At 46.2% G+C, this 21,079-nt stretch carries 22 protein-coding genes; 21 read left to right on the forward strand and 1 reads right to left on the reverse strand.

Annotated elements, in window-relative coordinates:
- Genes ACESLK_RS07910 through ACESLK_RS07965 form a run of 12 tightly spaced genes read left to right on the forward strand, consistent with a single transcriptional unit; the run spans window position 1 to window position 10,533 of the window.
- Window positions 1-942 carry a sirohydrochlorin chelatase gene (locus ACESLK_RS07910; RefSeq protein WP_373228668.1) on the forward strand — a complete coding sequence of 314 codons (942 nt, stop codon included), beginning with the start codon at window positions 1-3 and terminating at the stop codon, window positions 940-942.
- Window positions 943-957: 15 nt separating this feature from the next.
- Window positions 958-1,731, forward strand: coding sequence for a precorrin-6A reductase (gene cobK / locus ACESLK_RS07915; protein WP_373228669.1), 774 nt, complete (start codon window positions 958-960; stop codon window positions 1,729-1,731).
- A gap of 3 nt (window positions 1,732-1,734) precedes the next feature.
- Window positions 1,735-2,379 carry a precorrin-8X methylmutase gene (locus ACESLK_RS07920; RefSeq protein WP_373228671.1) on the forward strand — a complete coding sequence of 215 codons (645 nt, stop codon included), beginning with the start codon at window positions 1,735-1,737 and terminating at the stop codon, window positions 2,377-2,379.
- A 10-nt stretch (window positions 2,380-2,389) separates the two neighbouring features.
- Window positions 2,390-3,484, forward strand: a complete 1,095-nt coding sequence (locus ACESLK_RS07925; protein ID WP_373228672.1) for a cobalt-precorrin-5B (C(1))-methyltransferase — start codon at window positions 2,390-2,392, stop codon at window positions 3,482-3,484.
- Window positions 3,485-3,524: 40 nt separating this feature from the next.
- The gene (gene cbiE / locus ACESLK_RS07930; protein ID WP_373228758.1) at window positions 3,525-4,772 is read left to right on the forward strand and encodes a precorrin-6y C5,15-methyltransferase (decarboxylating) subunit CbiE; all 1,248 of its coding nucleotides are present in this window, start codon (window positions 3,525-3,527) and stop codon (window positions 4,770-4,772) included.
- Window positions 4,765-5,475, forward strand: a complete 711-nt coding sequence (cobI, locus tag ACESLK_RS07935; RefSeq protein WP_373228674.1) for a precorrin-2 C(20)-methyltransferase — start codon at window positions 4,765-4,767, stop codon at window positions 5,473-5,475. The genes cbiE and cobI overlap by 8 nt, the downstream gene beginning before the upstream one ends.
- The gene (gene cobM, locus ACESLK_RS07940; RefSeq protein WP_373228675.1) at window positions 5,475-6,251 is read left to right on the forward strand and encodes a precorrin-4 C(11)-methyltransferase; all 777 of its coding nucleotides are present in this window, start codon (window positions 5,475-5,477) and stop codon (window positions 6,249-6,251) included. Before cobI ends, cobM begins: the two co-directional genes overlap by 1 nt.
- Window positions 6,248-7,381 carry a cobalt-precorrin 5A hydrolase gene (locus ACESLK_RS07945; RefSeq protein WP_373228676.1) on the forward strand — a complete coding sequence of 378 codons (1,134 nt, stop codon included), beginning with the start codon at window positions 6,248-6,250 and terminating at the stop codon, window positions 7,379-7,381. Before cobM ends, ACESLK_RS07945 begins: the two co-directional genes overlap by 4 nt.
- Before the next feature lie 27 nt (window positions 7,382-7,408).
- Window positions 7,409-8,812, forward strand: coding sequence for a cobyrinic acid a,c-diamide synthase CobB (locus tag ACESLK_RS07950; RefSeq protein WP_373228677.1), 1,404 nt, complete (start codon window positions 7,409-7,411; stop codon window positions 8,810-8,812).
- Window positions 8,809-9,366, forward strand: a complete 558-nt coding sequence (locus ACESLK_RS07955; RefSeq protein WP_373228678.1) for a nitroreductase family protein — start codon at window positions 8,809-8,811, stop codon at window positions 9,364-9,366. The genes ACESLK_RS07950 and ACESLK_RS07955 overlap by 4 nt, the downstream gene beginning before the upstream one ends.
- Window positions 9,357-9,704, forward strand: coding sequence for a (2Fe-2S) ferredoxin domain-containing protein (locus ACESLK_RS07960; protein WP_373228680.1), 348 nt, complete (start codon window positions 9,357-9,359; stop codon window positions 9,702-9,704). The genes ACESLK_RS07955 and ACESLK_RS07960 overlap by 10 nt, the downstream gene beginning before the upstream one ends.
- A 31-nt stretch (window positions 9,705-9,735) precedes the next feature.
- On the forward strand, window positions 9,736-10,533 hold the full coding sequence (locus ACESLK_RS07965) for a HoxN/HupN/NixA family nickel/cobalt transporter (protein ID WP_373228682.1): 798 nt from the start codon (window positions 9,736-9,738) through the stop codon (window positions 10,531-10,533).
- Between the two features lie 28 nt (window positions 10,534-10,561).
- Here the strand turns inward: ACESLK_RS07965 and ACESLK_RS07970 are convergent, their stop codons facing one another.
- The gene (locus ACESLK_RS07970) at window positions 10,562-11,440 is read right to left on the reverse strand and encodes a LysR family transcriptional regulator (protein ID WP_373228684.1); all 879 of its coding nucleotides are present in this window, start codon (window positions 11,438-11,440) and stop codon (window positions 10,562-10,564) included.
- A gap of 120 nt (window positions 11,441-11,560) precedes the next feature.
- Between ACESLK_RS07970 and zwf the strand changes: the two genes are divergently transcribed.
- The 9 genes from zwf (at window position 11,561) to ACESLK_RS08015 (ending at window position 21,072) form a co-directional block, all read left to right on the forward strand.
- Window positions 11,561-13,072 carry a glucose-6-phosphate dehydrogenase gene (gene zwf / locus ACESLK_RS07975; protein WP_373228759.1) on the forward strand — a complete coding sequence of 504 codons (1,512 nt, stop codon included), beginning with the start codon at window positions 11,561-11,563 and terminating at the stop codon, window positions 13,070-13,072.
- A complete protein-coding gene (gene tkt / locus ACESLK_RS07980) occupies window positions 13,065-15,065 on the forward strand; it encodes a transketolase (protein WP_373228686.1) in 2,001 nt (666 codons plus the stop codon). The genes zwf and tkt overlap by 8 nt, the downstream gene beginning before the upstream one ends.
- A 35-nt stretch (window positions 15,066-15,100) precedes the next feature.
- Window positions 15,101-15,766: a fructose-6-phosphate aldolase gene (gene fsa, locus ACESLK_RS07985; RefSeq protein WP_373228688.1), complete on the forward strand. Its 666-nt coding sequence runs from the start codon at window positions 15,101-15,103 to the stop codon at window positions 15,764-15,766.
- A 47-nt stretch (window positions 15,767-15,813) separates the two neighbouring features.
- Window positions 15,814-17,232 (forward strand): NADP-dependent phosphogluconate dehydrogenase, encoded by a 1,419-nt coding sequence (gene gndA, locus ACESLK_RS07990; RefSeq protein ID WP_373228690.1) that lies wholly within the window; start codon window positions 15,814-15,816, stop codon window positions 17,230-17,232.
- A gap of 96 nt (window positions 17,233-17,328) precedes the next feature.
- Window positions 17,329-18,414 carry an aspartate-semialdehyde dehydrogenase gene (gene asd, locus ACESLK_RS07995; RefSeq protein WP_373228760.1) on the forward strand — a complete coding sequence of 362 codons (1,086 nt, stop codon included), beginning with the start codon at window positions 17,329-17,331 and terminating at the stop codon, window positions 18,412-18,414.
- A gap of 22 nt (window positions 18,415-18,436) precedes the next feature.
- Window positions 18,437-19,099, forward strand: coding sequence for an NAD-dependent epimerase/dehydratase family protein (locus ACESLK_RS08000; protein WP_373228692.1), 663 nt, complete (start codon window positions 18,437-18,439; stop codon window positions 19,097-19,099).
- A 160-nt stretch (window positions 19,100-19,259) separates the two neighbouring features.
- The gene (locus ACESLK_RS08005; RefSeq protein WP_373228693.1) at window positions 19,260-20,000 is read left to right on the forward strand and encodes a hypothetical protein; all 741 of its coding nucleotides are present in this window, start codon (window positions 19,260-19,262) and stop codon (window positions 19,998-20,000) included.
- Between the two features lie 6 nt (window positions 20,001-20,006).
- Window positions 20,007-20,384 carry a GntR family transcriptional regulator gene (locus ACESLK_RS08010; protein WP_373228694.1) on the forward strand — a complete coding sequence of 126 codons (378 nt, stop codon included), beginning with the start codon at window positions 20,007-20,009 and terminating at the stop codon, window positions 20,382-20,384.
- Window positions 20,377-21,072: an ABC transporter ATP-binding protein gene (locus tag ACESLK_RS08015; RefSeq protein WP_373228695.1), complete on the forward strand. Its 696-nt coding sequence runs from the start codon at window positions 20,377-20,379 to the stop codon at window positions 21,070-21,072. Before ACESLK_RS08010 ends, ACESLK_RS08015 begins: the two co-directional genes overlap by 8 nt.
- The last annotated feature ends 7 nt before the right edge of the window (window positions 21,073-21,079 follow it).

Genomic DNA, 21,079 nt, shown 5'->3' on the forward strand with positions numbered 1-21,079 from the left:
ATGAACGCAGTATTATTTGTTGGGCACGGGAGCAGGGACCCTCATGGAAACGATGAAGTGAGAGCTTTTGTACAGAGTGTTATTGAAACCTTAGATCAGCCGATTGCTGAAACCTGTTTCCTAGAATTTGAGAAGCCGAATATTGCGGGCGGGATAGATATTTGTATCCAGAAGGGCGCAACTCGAGTTGTCGTTATCCCTATCATTCTGTTCGCTGCAGGACATGCCAAAATACATATACCAGCCGCTATTGATGAAGCCAAACTTAAGTATCCGCTCGTTCAATTTATATATGGCAGACCCATTGGCATTCACGATAAGGTTCTGGATATTCTAACTTCTAGAACGAGCGGTGTGGGAATTGGGAAGGACGAGGAGCTGGAAGATACAGCTATTCTTGTTGTCGGCAGAGGCAGCAGTGATCCGGATGCGAACAGCGACTTATTCAAGATATCGCGGCTTCTGTGGGAGAAGATGAAGGTCAAATGGGTGGAGACGGCTTTTATTGGCGTGACTTCTCCGCTTATAGAGGAAGGCATGGAGAAGTGTTTGAAGCTCGGAGCTCGTCATGTGGTCATTGTACCGTATTTCTTATTTACAGGTATCTTAATTAATCGAATGGATCACATACTGGATGAGTTTAAATTGAAGCATCCCCATCATCAATTCTCGATGGCCGAATATTTCGGCTTCCATCCGATTCTGAAGCAAATTCTTAAAGATCGGGTTAACGAAGCAGTAAGAGACGAAGTGAAGGTCAATTGCGATATGTGCCATTATCGGATTGCTGCTATGGACGGTATTGAGCACCACCACCATCACGATCACGATCACGATCATCACGCTCATGACCATGACCACGATCATCACGATCATGACCATGACCACGATCATCACGATCATGACCACAAAAAAGAGAGTGTAACGGCCCAAGCAAAGTAGAAGGAGTGGACTTTATTGATATTGGTGGTTGCGGGTACAAGCGATGCTAGAGAATTGGCCTTGCAGATTAAAGGAGCGGGCTATCATCTCCTTACTTCCGTTGTAACGGAGAATGCAGCCAAAGGAATGGAAGAAGCAGGGTTACCCGTACGTTATGGCCGACTGAATGAAGACGAGCTTGTACAACTAATAGTTAGCGGGGGCTTTAAAGTCGTTATTGATGCGAGCCATCCATTCGCAGAAGAGGCTTCCAAGAATACGATTGCTGCTGCCTTCAGGGCTAACGTGCCTTACATTCGGTATGAACGCGAAAGGTTATCCTACCATGACCATCCCCAATTATTTTATGTCGATACTTACGAGCAAGCAGCGGAGATGGCTTTCATTAAGCAAGGCGTAATCATGCTGACAACAGGCAGCAAAACCTTGAAGGTGTTCACGAATAAGCTTCTTGGCTTGCCGAATACAACGTTGATTGCCCGTATGCTTCCGCGCAAGGACAACATGGAGAAGTGTGAAGAGCTAGGACTTGAACAGAAGAATATCGTGGCTATGCAAGGTCCTTTTATAGAAGAACTGAATACCGCTTTGTACAAGCAATATAAAGTAACGCTGATGATTACGAAGGAAAGCGGCAAGGCAGGTGCTGTCGACGAGAAGGTAGAGGCGGCATTAAAGCTAGGGATTGAAACGATCATCATTGGCAGACCTGCAGTTGATTATGGCAATCAGCATTCAGACTTCTCAGCTGTACTGACTCATATCACCCAATTGTTAGAGGAGGCATAAAGAATGGATTTCCATACAGAATTCAAACCATTGACCATACAACCGCAAGAAATTGAACAGAAAAGCTTCGAAATGATTACAGAAGAGCTTGGCGAGCATTCATTCACAACTGAGCAGTATGCTGTCGTTCAACGTGTCATTCATGCATCAGCCGATTTCGAGTTGGGGCGCAGTCTCGTCTTTCATCCCGATGCAATTCAAGCAGGAATCCAAGCCATTCGCAGCGGTAAAACGGTTGTTGCCGACGTACAGATGGTTCAGGTCGGAATTAGTAAAGGACGGATTGAACAGTTTGGCGGCGAGGTTAAAGTATATATCTCCGATCCTGATGTCATGGCGGAAGCCAAAAGACTGAATACGACTAGAGCTATTGTATCGGTTCGCAAAGCGATTCTTGAAGCTGAGGGAGGCATCTTCGCGATCGGCAATGCACCGACAGCGCTGCTTGAGCTCATTCGCTTGGTTAAAGAAGGTGTCACAAAACCAGGACTTGTTATAGGTGTCCCAGTAGGTTTTGTTTCTGCAGCGGAGTCCAAGGAAGAACTAGCGAAGCTAGATATCCCCTTCATTACTAATATCGGACGCAAGGGTGGAAGTGCTGTGGCTGTTGCCGCCTTGAATGCCATTTCATTATTAGCGGAGCGTTAGGGATAACACGATGGAAACCATAGATCCAAAGCCGCTGCGTCATGGTTATACTACGGGCTCTTGTGCTGCTGCTGCGGCCAAGGCTGCCTTGATGGCCTTGATCATGCAGGTCCGACAAAGTGAGAGCTGTATTCGAATTCCTATTGGAGAAGATGTAACCTTCCAGCTCGTAAAATGTGAATTTACATCGGATATGGCGACAACTGCTGTCATTAAAGATGGCGGGGATGATCCGGATGCTACCCATGGAGCACTTATTGTTGCTACGGTGACTTGGACTGGAAAGTCTGGCGTTGAGCTGGATGGAGGTATCGGCGTTGGAAGAGTGACGAAGCCGGGACTGCCAGTAGCAGTAGGAGAAGCTGCGATAAATCCGGTTCCGCGGAAAATGATTTATGAAGCCGTTCAAGAAGTTCTGGATGAATTCGATATTACCCAAGGAGTAAAGGTTGTCATTTCTGTACCGGATGGTGTGGAAATTGCAAAGAAAACACTTAATGAGCGGCTCGGAATATTGGGCGGCATATCCATTCTAGGCACGCGCGGGACGGTCGTTCCCTTCTCAACAGCTGCTTACAAGGCCAGTGTCGCACTTGCCATTCGTGTTGCTGTTAAATGTGGTTGCGATCACTTGGTCATCTCAACAGGCGGCAGAACGGAAACCTATGGAATTGCGATGTATCCAAACCTGCCTGAGGAAGCCTTTGTGGAGATGGGTGACTTTGTTGGATTTGCCTTAACAATGGCCAAGAGACAAGGCGTAAGAAAGATCACATTGGTAGGCATGATGGGCAAGTTCTCGAAGGTCGCTCAAGGGGTAATGAATGTACACTCTAAAAGTGCTCCAGTGGATTTCGGGTTCCTGGCCCAGGTTGCGGCTGAATCAGGTGCATCGGAAGAGCTGGTTGCCGAGATAATGAATGCGAATACAGCCTCTCAAGTAGGGGATATGATGAATGCTCTGGAAGATAAAACCTTCTTCCAGAAGCTCTGTGAATATTGCTGCCAACAAAGCTTAAAGCAGGTTGAAGGCGGGATGAAGATCGAGACGGTGATCATATCGATGAAAGCCGATCTGCTTGGCAAGGCGAAGATACAAGGTTGAGCACGCTGGAGACAAAAAGGGCACGAAGGGAGTCGTTAAAGTGAAGCCAGCGATTAAATTGATCGGCATCGGAGATAACGGTAAGGCTAGCTTACTGCCTCTCTATTTAGATTGGATTGAGCAATGTGAGGTGCTGGTAGGCGGGGAGCGGCATTTGCAATTTTTTACCGATTTTAAAGGTGAGAAGCGACTCATTAAAGGGCCTCTATCTGAGCTTATTGAACAATTAAAGCAAGAGGAAAGAAAGATTGTCATACTCGCTTCAGGAGATCCGTTGTTCTATGGCATTGGCAACTATGCGACCCAGAAACTCGGCAATGTTGAAATTTATCCTCATGTTAGCTCAGTACAACTGGCATTCGCAAGATTAGGACTAGCTTGGCAGGATGCCTACGTGACTAGTGTGCATGGTCGCAGCATTAAAGGGCTGGCACAGCGGATCGACGGACGGCAGGTCATCGCTCTATTAACAGATGCAGCGAATAGTCCGAGTGTCATCGCTCAGTATTTACTCCAATACGGGATGAATGAATACCGTGCTTTTGTAGCGGAAAATCTGGGGGGAAGTCTTGAGAAAACAGGCTGGTACTCGCTGCAAGGGATGGCAGAGGCCGAGTTCTCCGCGCTAAATGTTATCATATTGCAGAAACAATTTGACGGTCCTGTATGGTCTCTTGGCATAGAGGATGATCATTTTCTGCAACGAAAGCCAGATAAGGGTCTGATTACGAAAAAAGAAGTGAGAGTATTAAGTATAGCTAATATGAATTTGCGTCCGGATAGCATTGTCTGGGATATCGGCACCTGTACGGGCTCAATGGCCATTGAAGCGGCTCGTATTGCACGATTAGGTCAGGTATATGCCATCGAGAAGAATGAAGCAGATCTGGACAATTGCAAGCAGAACGCGGTGAGATTTCGCACAGACATTACGGCTATTCATGGTAAAGCACCGCTTGGTCTTGAACAGTTTCCAGATCCGAATTCCATCTTTATTGGGGGAACAGGCGGAGAAATGCAAGAGCTTCTCCACGTTTGCTGCAGTCGCCTGCAAGCAGATGGCGTTATTGTCCTAAATGTGGTCACCATTGAAAACCTTTATGAAGCGAATAAAGCTTTTGCGGAAGAAGGATTCAAAACGCAGATTACGTTACAGCAGGTTTCGCGAAGCAAGCCTATATTGGATATGAATCGATTTGAGGGGTTAAATCCTGTGTATATCATTACAGCCAAGAAGCAGGAAGGCAATGAAGACAGTTTGAGTAAAGGAGCTGCCGCAAGTGAGTAAACTAGGCATATTGTACGGGTTGGGAGTGGGGCCTGGAGACCCGGAGCTCATTACGGTTAAAGCATTTCGTATTCTCAAGGAATGTCCAGTGATTGCTTATCCACGTAAGATGCGCGGCGCTAAAAGCTACGCTCTATCCATTATGGAAGCCTATGTGAATCCGGCAGAGAAGCAGATGCTGGGACTTACTTTTCCAATGACGAAGGATAAAGAGGCGCTAGAGAAGCAATGGACCAAGACGGTGGCGGATGTATGGGGATTTCTGCAGGAAGGGAAAGATGTTGCTTTCGTTACGGAAGGCGACCCGATGATTTATAGCACTTTTATTCATATGATGCGTTTGATGAATGCAGAGCATCCAGAAGTTGAGATTAGGTCGGTTCCTGGCATCTCCTCGATTACAGCCTCTGCATCTGCCTTGGGAATACCGCTGGCAGACGGAGACGATCAAATTGCGATAGTGCCAGCAACAAATGACTATGATAAGATGCGCAAGGCTTTGGAAGAACATGATTGCGTTGTCTTTATCAAGGTAGCTAAAGTCATTGATTTAATGCTGACCGTTCTGAGAGATTTAAAGATTTTAGACAAAGCGTCCGTGATCACAAAAGTAACGTCATCTGAAGAGATGATTTGGCGTAATGTTGAAAGCTTGGCGGGCCGAGAGCTTGAATACCTAACCTTAATGGTGGTGAGAAAATAATGAAAATATACATAATCGGTGCAGGCCCAGGGGATCCGGACTTAATAACGGTAAAAGGCTTAAGACTGCTGCAGGAAGCGGACGTTATCCTCTACACCGACTCACTGGTCAATGAAGAGCTGATTGCCAAAGCAAAGCCGGGTGCAGAAGTGTTGAAAAGCGCAGGCATGGACTTGGAAGAGATGGTTCGCATTATGGCGGACCGGGTTAAACAGGGGAAAATGGTTGCGAGAGTCCATACGGGAGATCCTGCTGTATTCGGAGCCATTATGGAGCAAATTGCGCTGCTTAAGAAGGAAGGGATTGGCTATGAGATCATTCCGGGAGTGAGCTCTGTTTTTGCATCGGCGGCTGTTCTTGGGGCTGAGCTAACGATCCCTGAGTTAACCCAGACACTGATTCTCACAAGAGCAGAAGGCAGAACACCTGTACCGGAACTTGAGAGGTTACGAGATTTGGCATCACATCATTGCACAATTGCCTTGTTCTTAAGTGCGACATTGACCAAAAGGGTTGTTAAGGATTTCGAGGAAGCCGGCTGGAGCGTGGATACTCCGGTTGCTGTGGTGCAAAGAGCCACCTGGCCGGATCAGTTGATTGTACGTACGACTCTCTCCCACCTGGAAGAAGATATGAAGCGTCATGGAATTCGTTCCCATGCCATGATTCTTGCAGGATGGGCGCTGGACCCTGACATACATAACAAGGAAGAGTACAAATCCAAGCTCTATGACAAGGAGTTTACGCACCGCTTCCGCAGAGGGGTAAAGACATGAGCATCCATCTGCTGGAGGGAGAAATTCCATCTATACAGCGAACAGCCGATTATGCAATTGTTGCGATTACGAAGCATGGTGTAGAGCTTGCCCGGAAGCTGCAAAATCAGTTCTCCCATGCGGACTTGTATTATATGGGGAAATTTAAGCGCGGCGATGAAGAAGCACGGAATATTCAGCTGTTCGATGGCAGTGTCCGTTTGTTGTTTCCCGCTTTATTTCCCGCGTATAAAGGTCTGGTCATCATTATTTCACTAGGCGCTGTTATTCGCATGATTGCCCCATTGTTAAAAGATAAGAAGGCAGATCCAGGTGTTGTCGTCATCGATGATAAGGGAGAACACGTCATTAGTGTGCTTTCCGGCCACTTAGGCGGAGCCAACGAACTGACGCTGGAGGTGGCTGCAGCTATTGGCGCAAGGCCCGTAATTACCACAGCCTCAGATGTACAGAAGACGATAGCCGTTGATTTGTTCGGTCGCCGGTTTGGTTGGCAATGGGAATCGAAATCGGAAGATAAGCTTACACCGGTTAGTGCGGCAGTTGTAAATGAAGAGAAAATTGCGGTTGTTCAGGAGTCGGGTGAAAGGAATTGGTGGCTTCATCCAAGTGCTATGCCACCCTATATACATGTTTTCAATGGTATAGCTGAGGCCTTCCTGGCAAAGCCGAACGCCGCCTTGGTTGTCACGCATCGTATACTCCAACCGGATGAAACAAGCATTTTAGACAACGGGGTGTTGTACCGTCCTAAGGTCCTCGTGATCGGCATGGGCTGTAACAGAGGTACAGCTTCAGAAGAAATTGAATCGGTTATCCGTGAGACACTGGCACAATTGCAATTCTCAATCCACAGCGTAAAAGCGTTGTGCACGATTGATCTTAAGCAGGATGAAGCAGGGTTGCTTGAGGTTTGTCAGAAGTACGGCTGGGAGATGGTATGTTACTCTGCCGACCAACTGAATGAAGTTTCCATAGAAGATCCTTCGGAAACTGTGTTTAAGTATACAGGAGCCTATGCGGTCAGCGAGCCTGCAGCGAAGCTATATAGCGGTAATAAGCAGCTTATAGTGAACAAGAAGAAGTCAGGAAACGTGACAATTTCGGTCGGAATGATTCACTATCAATAGTTTTATTTAGTTTGGAGGCTCTCTTAGATGGAAAGAAAACTAGTCATTGCTGGGACGGGCAGCGGCGTAGGTAAAACAACGCTGACTATCGGATTGATGGCAGCTCTGCGCAAGAAGGGTTATGCGGTTCAAGGCTTCAAATGCGGACCTGATTATATTGACCCAAGCTATCATACAGCCGTCACAGGAAGAGTGTCACGGAATTTGGATAGCTGGATGCTCAGTCACGAGATAGTGAAGGAAATCTACTGCCGTGGCAGCAAGGACGCAGATATATGTGTAATTGAAGGCGTAATGGGTCTATATGATGGGAAGAGCCCACTTACAAACGAAGGAAGTACTGCGGAAATTAGTATGATTCTGGATGCCCCAATCATTCTTGTAGTTAACTGCCAGAGTATGGCGCGTAGCGCTGCGGCCATTGTAAAGGGTTTTCAATGTTTCACCCCAACAATCCAAATCGTTGGCGTGATTGCCAATAAAGTCGGCAGCGAGGGACACTATAAGATTGTTAAGGAAGCAATAGAGCAAGAGTGCCATGTACCCGTACTGGGTTATCTAAAACGTGAAGACTTGATTGAAATTCCGGAAAGGCATTTGGGATTAGTTCCATCTATTGAGAGAGGGGAGCTAGCCCCTTTATTTGATAAGCTTGCTGACTTAGTCACTGCCAACATAGATTTAGACAAGCTCATCGAGCTATCTTCGAGCAAGCCTGTGACTTTTAATGAAACTTTATTTCCTTCTATCCCGTTGCGGGCAAAGGTGAAGATAGCGATTGCTAAAGATGCTGCATTCAACTTTTATTATCCGGAAAACTTGGAACTATTAGAAGCATACGGTGCAGAACTTCACTATTTCTCACCGCTGGCTGGAGAGGCTTTACCCATAGATGCGGACGGGCTTTATATTGGCGGGGGGTTTCCTGAGGAATTTGCCGAGCAATTAATGCGCAATGAAGACGTTAAAGCTTCAATAGTCAAGAAGATCTCAGCCGGACTTCCTACCCTCGCAGAGTGTGGAGGCTTTATGTATTTAAGTGAGGCAATCATAGATACACAAGGAAACAGCTATGAGATGGTCGGATTAGTTCCGGGAAAAGTAAAGATGCAGCGTAAGCTAGCGGCACTGGGTTATCGTGAAATGACCGGCAGCACGGAGAATTTCCTTCTGGGGCCGTTAGATCAGGCCAAAGGTCATGAATTTCATTATTCAGTATTTGAACCGAAGGAAGATCAAGAAATTCAGCCTGCCTATCAAACCAAAGGGTTAAGAGGCACCAAGCAAGAAGGATATCTGCAATTAAATGTGGTTGCAGGTTACATTCACTTTCATTTTGCTTCGGCGCCGGATATGGTACAGCGTTGGATTGATGAATGTCTGATCTTTAAATCTAAAGAACTCATGAATGGAAGAGGAGCACCTAAATGAATATCGCAGAAACTCTGAAAGAACGTAGAGCAGTCAGAAACTATTTGCCCCTTGAGGTAGAGACAGCTAAAATTACAAAGCTGCTGGAGGCTGCTACTTGGGCACCGAACGATCGTCTGCGAGAGCCGTGGCATTTCTATGTTATACGCGGGGAAGCTAAGCAGCGTTATGAAGTAGCGGCGAGGGAATATTTGCAGGAGCGTTTTCCGACCAAACCTAATTTGATCCAGGAATCGTTGATCGTGCTGGAGAAAACACCGCTTGTCATTGTGGTAACTTCGGATATCATTCCAGGAGATGAAGCCTCTTCAGAGGACAATGAGTATGCAACAGCTTGTGCTATTCATTCCATGTGGCTGTTCGCTAAGGAGCTGGGTCTTGGTTTGGTATGGAGAACAAGAGGAATTGGCCTGGTACGTGATGAACGAATGTATCAATTGATTGGTTCACCTGAGAACAAGAAAATTATCGGTACTATATTTGTCGGCTACCCGGATACGGAACCCAATCCGACTGTACGTTCAGGAGCGGAGAATAAAACAACATGGCTGTAATTTGGGGTCAAGTTTTAATATGCGCATCAGGCTGCTGTTGTGGTCGTGAAGACAAAGGCGCGGCTCCGGTTCCATTGGAGTGGCTGCAGAAAAGCTGGAAACAATTATCGCTCCATAAAGCTTTACAGCTCTCGACTACAGGCTGCCTAGGCCCCTGTAACCTAAAGAATGTGATAGGGATTATAACGAGAGATATGCAACTCTGGATTGGCGGCCTTGCAGACGAAGAGCAATATGCTGCTTTATTAGAGTGGTTTAAGAAATCGGCAGATGCTGGTTATCTGATTGAATTACCCGCTATATTGAAGCCGCATAGCTTTGATCGTTTTATTGCCTAATCTAAACCTATCCTGTGGGAGGGAATTTTTCTTGGAAGAAATTACTTTAATCCTTATTGTTTTTTTCTTAGGAATACGCCATGGCTTAGATGCAGATCATCTCGCCTTTATTGATGGCCAGACACGATACAATTGGCAAGCAGGTAGCCCTATTGCTCGTTGGGTAGGCACTCTATTTTCATTCGGACATGGACTGGTCGTAGCCATCATCGCCATTATTCTCGGTTTGTTTACTAGAAACTTCGAATTCCCCTCGTACTTTGGTACGTTTGCTATGTGGATTGCCGTTATATCATTACTGGCTATTGGAACCTATAACTTAATTAATTTACTGAGAACAAGGGCATCCGATAGCCAGTATCATGTTAAAGGCATTAAAGGGAGATTTATTCCTCGTATGCTGCGTGAAACAACGAATCCTTTTTTAATCATTTTAATCGGTGGACTATTCGCTCTTGCTGCGGAAACAGTAAGTCAAACGGCAGTTTGGTCATTAGCCGCGGTTAATTCCAGCGGTTATTTATCTCTCATCCTAGGTCCTGCCTTTATGCTGGGGATGATGATTACAGATACACTAAATTCATGGCTTACACATCGGATGCTTACCCAATCAAGTAAATTAGGTAGAAAAGCTTCAAGAATGATGGGCTGGTTAATCGTAACCTTAGCCTATGGAGTTGCGTTTTATAACACATTCACTTTCTTCTATTCTACTGTTGATCTTGACTTTGAAATTATAGGGCTGGTTTTCTTCTCCATCGTGCTGCTAAGTTTTGGTTTTGTTAAGTTCTTCGGAAGGGTAAGGACGGTTCAAAATCGCTCCTCATAGATATCGCATGAAGTATTCGGAGCCAAGTTTACCGAATCATTTCAATAAATCTGCTTGCCGCGCTGGTAAGCGGCATGTTTCGCATCGTCATAATCCCCACGTGAGAGGGCGGCAGCGGCACGTCTAATTTAATCTCGAAGAGAGAACCCTCCTCCAGCTCACCCGAAACAAACTCCCTAGTCACGTAAGAAATTCCGAGTCCCCTTCGCGCGAACTCGATGAGAAGATCCACGCTTCCAACCTCGATTTCAGGCTTCAGAGTATGGCCGTAGCTTTGAAAAATTTCCGTAATCGTCATTCGAGCCCGGCTATTCCGGGAGAAAAGGATGACGGGGTGCTGCAGGAGCATATCGAGCGATAGCACCATGTCCTGAAGCTCGGCATAACGGGCACCCGCCACAAAGCAATCCTGTAGTTGAAAACTCTCCCTCACTTCGAGCTGCGAATCGATGATCGGCATGCGGACGACGCCCAAATCAATTCTGCCTTCTTTCAGGAAAGCGATGATTTCCGGAGTCGTACCGTGATTCAAGTGCAGCTTGATGCTGGAGTGCCTCTGATGAAAGTCTTCCAAGTATGGAAGTAAATAATGCTTGAACAGCGAGTCGCTTCCGCCTATCCGAAGCTCGCCGCTGTCCAAGTTTTTAAGCGCGGCCATTTTCTCTTCTGCCAACGATATCAAGATCTGAGACTTCTCGATATAGGAATACAGGATGGTACCCTCTTGTGTAAGTGCAACGCCTTTTGAATTGCGATAAAACAATGTGATGCCGAAGTTGTCTTCAAGCTGCTTAATGGCGTGGCTAACGCTCGGTTGAGTGAGATATAAAGCCTTGGCGGCCTGTGTTAAGCTGCCCATTTTCGCTGCCCAATAAAAAACTTTGTACAATTCGTAGTTATTTGTCATAGATGTCGTCTATAGCTCCTGTAAAATATATTAATTACTTGTATGGCTCATATTCGTATTATAGTAAAACTACGAAAAATAAACCAGAGATGAACGTGCTCTTCCGGGAGGAGAAGGATGATGGAGCCAAATACTTTTATCTTGTTCGGAGCGACAGGGGATTTAGCCAAAAGAAAAATATATCCTGCCCTCTATAATTTGTTCGTCGATGGAAAGCTGCCGCAAGCATTCTCTGTAATCGGTCTTGGAAGAAGAGAATGGTCCGATGAATCTTTTCAAGCCAACGTCGAGAAATCTCTTCATCAGTTTTCCAGACGCGAAGCGAAAGATGCCGGATTAGTGAAAGATTTCTTGCGCGTTTTCCGGTACAGCGTTCTAGATATCGATCGTAAAGAGGATTATCTTAAGCTGTTGAAGCTGACCGAAAGTCGGGAAGATGAACTACGTATTCCGCGCAATCGCCTCTTTTATTTGTCCGTCGGACCCGAATATTTCGAAACGATCGCAGCCAATATCCAGGTTAGCGGACTGGGTTCAGCGGACGGCTGGAAACGTCTTGTCATCGAGAAACCTTTCGGGCACGACTTGCAATCGGCCCGGGATCTCAATCTGAAACTAGGCAAAGCTTTCGCTGAGCAAGAAATTTTCCGAATCGACCATTATCTCGGCAAGCCAGTGGTACAAAGGTTGGAATCTCTGCAGCAAGCAAATCCGGTCATTCAAGCCTTGTGGACCAACCGTTATATTGCCAACGTGCAGATTACGGCCAATGAATCGGTTGGAGTCGAAGAGAGAGCGGGTTATTACGACCATGTCGGCGCCGTGAGAGACATGTTCCAAAACCATATGCTTCAATTGATGATGATGGCGGCGATTCACCTTCCTCACGACAGTACAATCGAGGAAGTGCGCTTCAAGAAGAAAAAGGTGATGGAGTCCCTCGAGCTGTTGCAAAAAGGGGATGTTGTCGCCAACGTTATCCGCGGGCAGTACAAAGAAGGAAGTGTCCAAGGAAAGCCTGTAGTCGGTTATACCTCCGAACCGGGTATCGCACCCGACTCCATGAACGATACGTTTATTGCCGCCAAATTACAGCTCGATAACAGCTATTGGCGGGGAGTTCCCTTTTATATCCGTACCGGCAAAAGATTGAAGGAAAAATCCACGAGAATCGTGGTCGAGTTCAAGGAACCGTTGAAGCAGTCCTTAGCAAAGAATGATGATGGAATAACGCCGAATCTTCTCGTCATTGATATCGGACCTAACGAAGGCATTACGCTGCAGCTCAATGCGAAGGATCCTGAACAAAAAGGGGCATACAAGCCCGTCCACATCGATCTGCATGCCAGTCAAGAAAATTCTCCCGAAGCTTATGAGAATTTGATCGGTGATGCATTAACCGGAGACCCTACGTTCTTCGCGCATTGGGACGAGGTTGAGTTGTCCTGGCAGTGGGTTCAACCGATCCTGAACGCATTCGAAGAGAACCTGGTTCCTCTTCATTTGTACGCAGCGGGCACATACGGACCTGCCGAGTCCGACGCGTTGCTCGCGCAGGACGGCTATCATTGGTGGTTCGATTCCAAACCAGAACAAAATAATGAAATCAGCAAAGGAGTACAATATGCCTAACACACAAACGCAAACTATTGATCAGTTAGCAATCGATACGATTCGCACGTTGTCTATCGATGCCATCAATGCCGCCAATTCCGGCCACCCGGGACTGCCGATGGGCGCCGCGCCAATGGCTTATGCCCTTTGGTCCGGGCAATTGAATCATAATCCCGGCAACGCGAAGTGGTTCAACCGCGACCGCTTCGTTCTATCGGCGGGTCATGGTTCGGCCTTGCTTTACAGCCTTCTGCATTTGTCCGGTTATCGGGTGTCAGTCGATGATCTGAAACAGTTTCGCAAGCTGAACAGTCTAACTCCTGGACATCCCGAATACGGGCACACGGATGGAGTTGATGCAACAACAGGTCCATTGGGACAAGGACTTGCGATGGCGGTCGGAATGGCGATGGCCGAAGCTCATCTTGCCTCGAAATACAATCAAGACGGTTTTCCGGTTGTTGATCATCATACGTACGCGCTTGTCGGTGACGGCTGTTTGATGGAAGGAATCTCTTACGAAGCGATGTCCATGGCAGGTCATATGAAGCTTGGCAAATTAATCGTGCTTTATGATTCCAACGATATATCGCTCGACGGAGATCTTAACCTTTCCTTCGGGGAAAATATACAGAAGAGAGCGGAATCAGCGAATTGGCACTATTTACGGGTTGAAGACGGCAATGACGTTGCTCGGATCTCCCAAGCGATTGCAGCAGCCAAGCAGAACGATTCGCAGCCGACTCTTATCGAGATTCGCACGATTATCGGTTACGGCAGCAAGGCGGCGGGAACTAATAAGGTACATGGCAATCCACTAGGCAAAGAAGAAGCCATAGCAACTAAAGCAGTTTACGGCTGGGAATATGAGGAAGAGTTCACCGTTCCTGTACAAGTCAAAGCGCATTTTGAAGAGCTTAAACAGAAAGGCGCAGCTAAAGAAGAACAATGGAACAGCCTTGTCGTGTCTTACACAGCGAAATATCCTTCGCAAGGTAAGGAGCTTACGCAAGTTATCGACGGTTCCGTATCGATTGCTGCTTCTGATATCCTTACTTTCGACGAGTCTAAGACCCTTTCGACTCGTATAGCGAGCGGTGAAGCGATTAATCATTTCGTGAAAATGGTTCCTTCTATATTCGGAGGCAGCGCTGATCTATCACATTCGACTATGACAGATATCAAAGGTGAGCAAACGTTCGCTATCGAATCTTACTCTGGCCGCAACATTTACTTCGGCGTCCGTGAGCATGCAATGGGTGCAGCCGGTAACGGTATGGCTCTGCATGGAGGCGTTAAATCGTTCGTTAGTACATTCTTTGTATTCAGTGATTACTTGCGTCCATCCATACGTTTGGCTGCGCTGCAAAAGCTGCCTGTCATTTACGTATTTACCCACGATTCCATTGCTGTTGGGGAAGACGGACCTACACATGAGCCGGTTGAGCAATTGGCCGCTTTACGCACCATCCCGGGACTTACGGTCATCCGGCCGTCCGATGCGAATGAAACAGCAAGTGCTTGGGCTTACGCCTTGGAGCAGAAGGAAGGCCCGGTGGCCCTCATTCTAAGCAGACAGAATCTTCCGATCTATGAAGCGACCAAAGCTAATAAGCAAGAGGTTGCCAATGGAGCATACGTTCTGACGGAAACCAATAATCAACCGGACGTCATTCTAATCGGTACAGGTTCAGAGGTCTCCCTGGCCGTGAATGCCAAAGCGGAGCTTGAGCGTGATAACATCTCCGTGCGCGTCGTTGCCATGCCGAGCAGAGAGCTGTTCGAACGTCAATCCGAAGCTTACAAGCAAAGCGTGCTTCCTAATTCCGTGACGAAGCGTATCTCCATTGAAGCCGGTATTTCTCTAGGCTGGGAACGTTATACGGGATTCAGCGGGAAAGTGTTGTCGATCGATACGTTCGGTGCTTCGGGACCTGGCGGCGAGGTTATGGCTTACTTTGGATTTACCGTTGACAATGTTGTTCGCTTGACGAAAGAATTACTGAAATAACATTAAATCAACCCAATAATCGGAGGTCATTAAACATGAAATTTTTTATCGACACTGCCAATTTGGTAGACATCAAAAAAGCGTATGAAATCGGAATCTTATCCGGCGTTACAACGAATCCTTCTCTAGTTGCCAAGGAAGGCGTGAAGTTCGAAGACCGTATTGCAGAAATCTTGCGTGAAGTGCCTGAGGTTGAATCGGTATCCGCAGAAGTAACGCCTGATGCGCTTACGGCGGAAGAAATGATAGCTCAAGCAAACGAATTGATCAAAATCAACAATAACGACAAGAACATCACCATCAAGCTTCCGATGACACTAGCTGGCTTAGCGGCATGCCGTTACCTGACTAAAAAAGGCGTAAAAACAAACGTCACGCTAATCTTCACCGTAAACCAAGCGCTCTTAGCCGCTCGTGCAGGTGCTACCTATGTGTCTCCTTTCCTCGGCCGCTTAGATGACATCTCGGAAGACGGCGTACAATTGATCGTCAAAGTCGCTGAATTATTCCGTATTCACAACTTGGATGCACAAATCATCGCAGCTTCTGTTCGTCATCCAGACCACGTTACCCGCGTTGCAATGGCTGGCGCACATATCGCTACGATTCCATTTTCGGTAATCGAACAAATCTCCAAGCATCCTCTTACGGAACAAGGGATGGAGAAATTCGCAGCTGATTGGAAAAAAGCAGTTCAATAATAGATAAATTGAAAATAGGCAAGACGAATGATTGGGAGGCAGCAACAATGAACAAGCAGCAAATCGGCGTGGTCGGCTTGGCGGTCATGGGAAAGAACCTCGCCCTGAATATCGAAAGTAAAGGGTTCTCCGTCGCTTTATATAATCGTTCGCCGGAGAAAACAAATGAACTGTTAGAGGAAGCGAAAGGAAAGAATCTTGCAGGCACTTATAGTGTCGAACAATTCGTCCAATCTCTCGAGACTCCTCGCAAGATATTGATAATGGTCAAAGCGGGACAACCGACTGACGATACTATTAATCAGCTCGTGCCGCACCTGAGTCAAGGTGATATCCTAATAGACGGCGGAAATGCTTATTTTCCAGACACGCAAAGAAGAAATAAAGATCTGCAGGATAAGGGATTCCGCTTTATCGGAGCGGGCGTATCGGGCGGGGAAGAGGGAGCGCTAAAGGGCCCTGCGATTATGCCGGGCGGGCAGAAGGATGCCTATGAGCTTGTGGAACCGATCTTGACCGCGATTTCAGCCAAAGTGAATGGCGACCCTTGCTCAACCTATATCGGAGAAGGCGGAGCCGGACATTATGTCAAAATGGTGCATAACGGCATCGAATACGGCGATATGCAGCTAATCGGCGAGGCGTATCACTTGCTCAAGGACGTATTGCGCTTGAATACAAACGAGCTGCATGATATTTTTACCGAGTGGAACAACGGCGAATTGGATAGTTATTTGATGGAAATTACGGCAGATATTTTCGCTAAGACAGATCCAGACACAGGCAAGCCGATGGTGGATGTCATCCTGGATTCTGCAGGTCAAAAAGGAACCGGTAAATGGACGAGTCAAAGCGCATTGGATTTGGGAGTTCCGTTGTCCATCATTACCGAATCCGTGTTCGCCCGGTTTATCTCCGCAATGAAAGAAGAACGAGTGGCCGCAAGCAAGAAACTGATCGGACCTGCGGTATCAAGCTATGACGGCGATTCTCAAGAATTCATCGAAGCCGTTCGCAAAGCCTTGTATGCCAGCAAAATCGCGTCGTACGCGCAAGGCTTCGCGCAGATGAGAGCCGCCTCGGATAGCTACGATTGGAATCTAAATTACGGCGGGATAGCAATGATCTTCCGCGGGGGATGCATTATCCGCGCAAGGTTCCTGCAAAATATCAAGGATGCTTATGACAGCGATCCGGCTCTGACCAACCTGTTAATGGACGATTACTTCAGCGGAATCGTCGGTAACTATCAGGAAGCATGGAGAAAAGTCATCGCAATTGCCGTGACCAGGGGGATACCGGTTCCCGCATTCGCTTCCGCTTTAGCTTACTATGACAGCTATCGCACAGAGCGGCTGCCGGCTAACTTGCTGCAAGCGCAGAGGGATTATTTCGGTGCGCATACTTTCGAGCGGCTTGATCGGAAGGGAAGCTTTCACTTCCAATGGATGGAAAATAATCAATAAACTTTAGTAATGATATCTCGTCCCTGAGACTTATGTCTTAGGGATGGGTTTTTTTTGTTATCACAAATCTATGACACGAAAGGATTGAACGATCGGATGACAGAGAAACTGAAAGTCGGTATTGTCGGCGGAACGGGCATGGTTGGACAGAGGTTCGTACAGTTGCTGGATCAACACCCTTGGTTTAAGGTAACTGCGATCGCGGCGAGTGCCGGCTCGGCGGGGAAAACATACGAGGAATCGGTGCAAGGAAGATGGAAATTATCCACTGCGATTCCCGTGAGCGTGAAAAAGATCGTCGTTCAGGATGCGTCGAAAGTAGAAGAGGTTGCTTCATCCGTCGATTTTATCTTTTGTGCGGTTGATATGAATAAGGGAGAAGTTCAAGCGTTGGAGGAGGCCTATGCGAAGACAGGAACGCCCGTTATCTCGAATAACTCTGCTCATCGCTGGACGCCCGATATTCCGATGGTCATTCCGGAAGTGAATCCAGGGCATATTAAAGTGATTGCAGCGCAAAGAAATAGATTGGGGACATCGACAGGCTTTATTGCCGTTAAGCCCAACTGTTCCATTCAGAGTTATGTACCGGCTCTTCATGCCTTGCTGGATTTCAAACCAACGAAAGTGGTTGCATCAACGTATCAGGCCATTTCCGGAGCAGGCAAAAACTTCACTGATTGGCCCGAAATGCTAGACAATGTCATCCCTTATATCGGCGGTGAAGAAGAGAAGAGCGAGCAAGAACCTTTGCGCATATGGGGCAGCATCGTAAATGATCAAATTATTAAAGCAAGCTCGCCGTTAATTACCACACAATGTATTCGTGTTCCGGTAACAGATGGACATTTGGCTACGGTTTTTGTAGAGTTCGAGAACAAACCTTCGAAAGAGGATATTCTCCATCGTTGGCGTAACTTTCAGGGGCGTCCACAGGTGCTTGGTCTGCCAAGTGCACCTAAGCAATTCATCACGTATTTCGAAGAAGAAAACAGACCTCAGACGAATCTTGATCGCGACATTGAGCACGGAATGGGGGTCTCGGCAGGCAGATTACGCGAGGACTCCCTATACGATTATAAATTTGTTGGACTATCACATAATACGCTGCGCGGTGCGGCAGGCGGAGCCGTCCTGATTGCCGAGCTTCTTAAAGCGGAAGGGTACATTCAGAAGAAGTAATGGGGAAAAAGGGGGATCCATAGTGAAAATAAGAGCGATCATTACGGGTGTTACGGGAATGGTTGGAGAGGGTGTGTTGCATGAATGCCTGCAGCATCCTGATGTGGAACATGTTTTAGTAATTAACCGCAGACCATGCGGAGTTTCACATCCCAAATTAACTGAAATCATTCACAAAGATTTTTTTGATTTATCAGCAATCAAGTCTCAACTAAGCAATTATAATGCATGCTACTTTTGCTTGGGTGTAACCTCAGTAGGCTTGAAGGAAGAAGAGTACTCACGATTAACATTTGATCTTACTATATATATGGCTGAGTTACTCGCAAGCTTGAATCCAGATCTGGTGTTCTGCTATGTTTCAGGAATGGGGACGGATAGCACAGAGAAAGGAAAAAGCATGTGGGCAAGAGTGAAAGGCAGGACAGAAAATCGCCTCTTACAGCTGCCTTTCAAAAAAGCATACATGTTTCGCCCTGCCTACATTCATCGAACTAAGGGATTAAAAAATACGAATAAATATTATTACGCAATTCTCTGGCTTTATCCCATTCTCAGAAGATTTTTCCCAAAAGTTGCGGTGTCTTTAAGAGAGCTTGGTGTTGCAATGATTCATACCGTTACTAAAGGATATGACAAATCTATTCTAGATAGCAAAGATATTATTGAAATGGCTAAATCCTAGTTTATACGATAGCTTCATCCGTCACGTCTTACTCCGGACTGCCCAGATTTGATTCTGGTCAGTCTTTTTAATGCCTATTGACATGAACTAATGGATTAGTGTACTATCACATTAAGACACTGATTCATTGTTCATATTCAAATACAAAGGGGAAATTTAAATGACCAGTTGGTCAGCTTTATTTAAAAAGGATTTTCGATTAACACGAACTGTTTTTTTCGTAGGGCTTGTCATTAATTTCTTGGTTTTATTGTTAACGTTGTCCGTGGATATGAATACTGGTGATAACCTCTACCTATTTATACCCTTGGCAGCTGCTATTGTGTTTCATATTTTATATCTTCCGGTCATGTTGTTTATCAGCTTGAGAACTGAGGCCGATCAACTACACCTCTGGATGCATAATCCCCGCCCGGCCGCCACCTTGCTCCTAAGTAAGGTATTGAATGGGCTTGTCATGATGGTTGTATCCTTAGTTGTTCTATATTCAATGGCGGGATCGTTGATTATTTCAAGGTTCAGTTTAATTGAAGCGTATTGGACGGATACTTGGATGGCGGGACTATTGATTTTTCCTCATATTATGATGATCTCCATGATGATTGGTGTCTGGGTGATCCTCTTATGGTCCCTATACCATGCGCTAAAATATAGAATTGGGCGTTGGACCTGGTTAGCTCTTCTTGGTGCGGTCATCGTACCAAGCTGGGTTGGTGCCCTATTCGAATCCTCTAACCTATATAAGCTATTAACGCAATGGGGAAGCCTTGAAATGAATTTCCCGACATTCCGGGTAGATCCTATACCAGCATTTGCAGGAGAATATCTGTATCACTTTATTGGTATTATCGGACTATTTTATTTGAGTGCTTGGATCATTGACAAGAAAGTCGAGGTGTAACGATGGATGGATGAATTTAATACTACAAAACCAATCTATCTGCAATTGGCAGATCGGATCAATCGACTGATTGTAAGCAAAGAGTTAAAGGCTGGCGAGAAGCTGCAATCTGTCCGTGAAATGGCGCTAACCTACAACGTCAACCCGAATACAATTCAGCGTTCTTACAGTGAACTGGAGCGTGAGGGCATTCTGGAAACGAGAAGAGGTCAAGGTACATTCGTCACAGAACAAGAGGATCGCCTGATTCAACTGCGTGGGAATTTGAAAGAGGAGCAGATTCAAACGTTTATCCAGGTCATGCAGGAAATGGGTTACAGCTCATATGAAATCATCTCAGGGCTACAAGACCACTTAAACAAAATGGATAAAGGAGATGCGTAATGTGATTGAATTGACTAATGTATCTAAGACGTATAAGAAGCGTTCTGCAATTAGGAACATTTCATTATCGTTGCCCTTAGGTAAGATTATAGGCATTGTGGGCGAGAACGGCAGCGGAAAGTCAACATTATTGAAGCTTATTGCGGGACTTTCGCATCCGACGAGCGGATCGGTAACCATTAATGGAGAGACTGCGAATCGAAGTATCAGTAAGCTTGTTTCTTACTTATCGGATGATTCTTTCTACCCCCTATTCACGATAAGAGAAGCGCTGGCCTTTCAGGCTTCACAATTTACTGACTTCAATTTAGCTAAGGCTGAAGAAATCATGAAAGATATGCAGCTGGAACCTGATAAGAAAATCAGAGATCTCTCCAAAGGAAATCGCGGCCGATTTAAAATCGTTCTTACTCTAGCTAGAGAAGTGCCTTTCATCCTAATTGATGAACCGTTATCAGGACTTGATCCGTTAGTGCGACAATCTATCGTGAAGGGAATAATCTCCTATGTCGACTTGGAATCTCAGACACTAGTCATGACGAGCCATGAGATTACGGAAATCGAATCGATATTAGATAGCTTCATAGCAATCAAAGACGGGTCATTGATTAGAATGACTGATGTCGCGGAATTACATGAATCAGAGGGTCTTGGTATCACGGATTGGATGAAGAAGACTTATGTCTAAAGGAGGA

Origin of the sequence: Cohnella sp., from assembly GCF_041640265.1 — a bacterium.
Taxonomy (GTDB): Bacteria; Bacillota; Bacilli; order Paenibacillales; family Paenibacillaceae; genus Cohnella.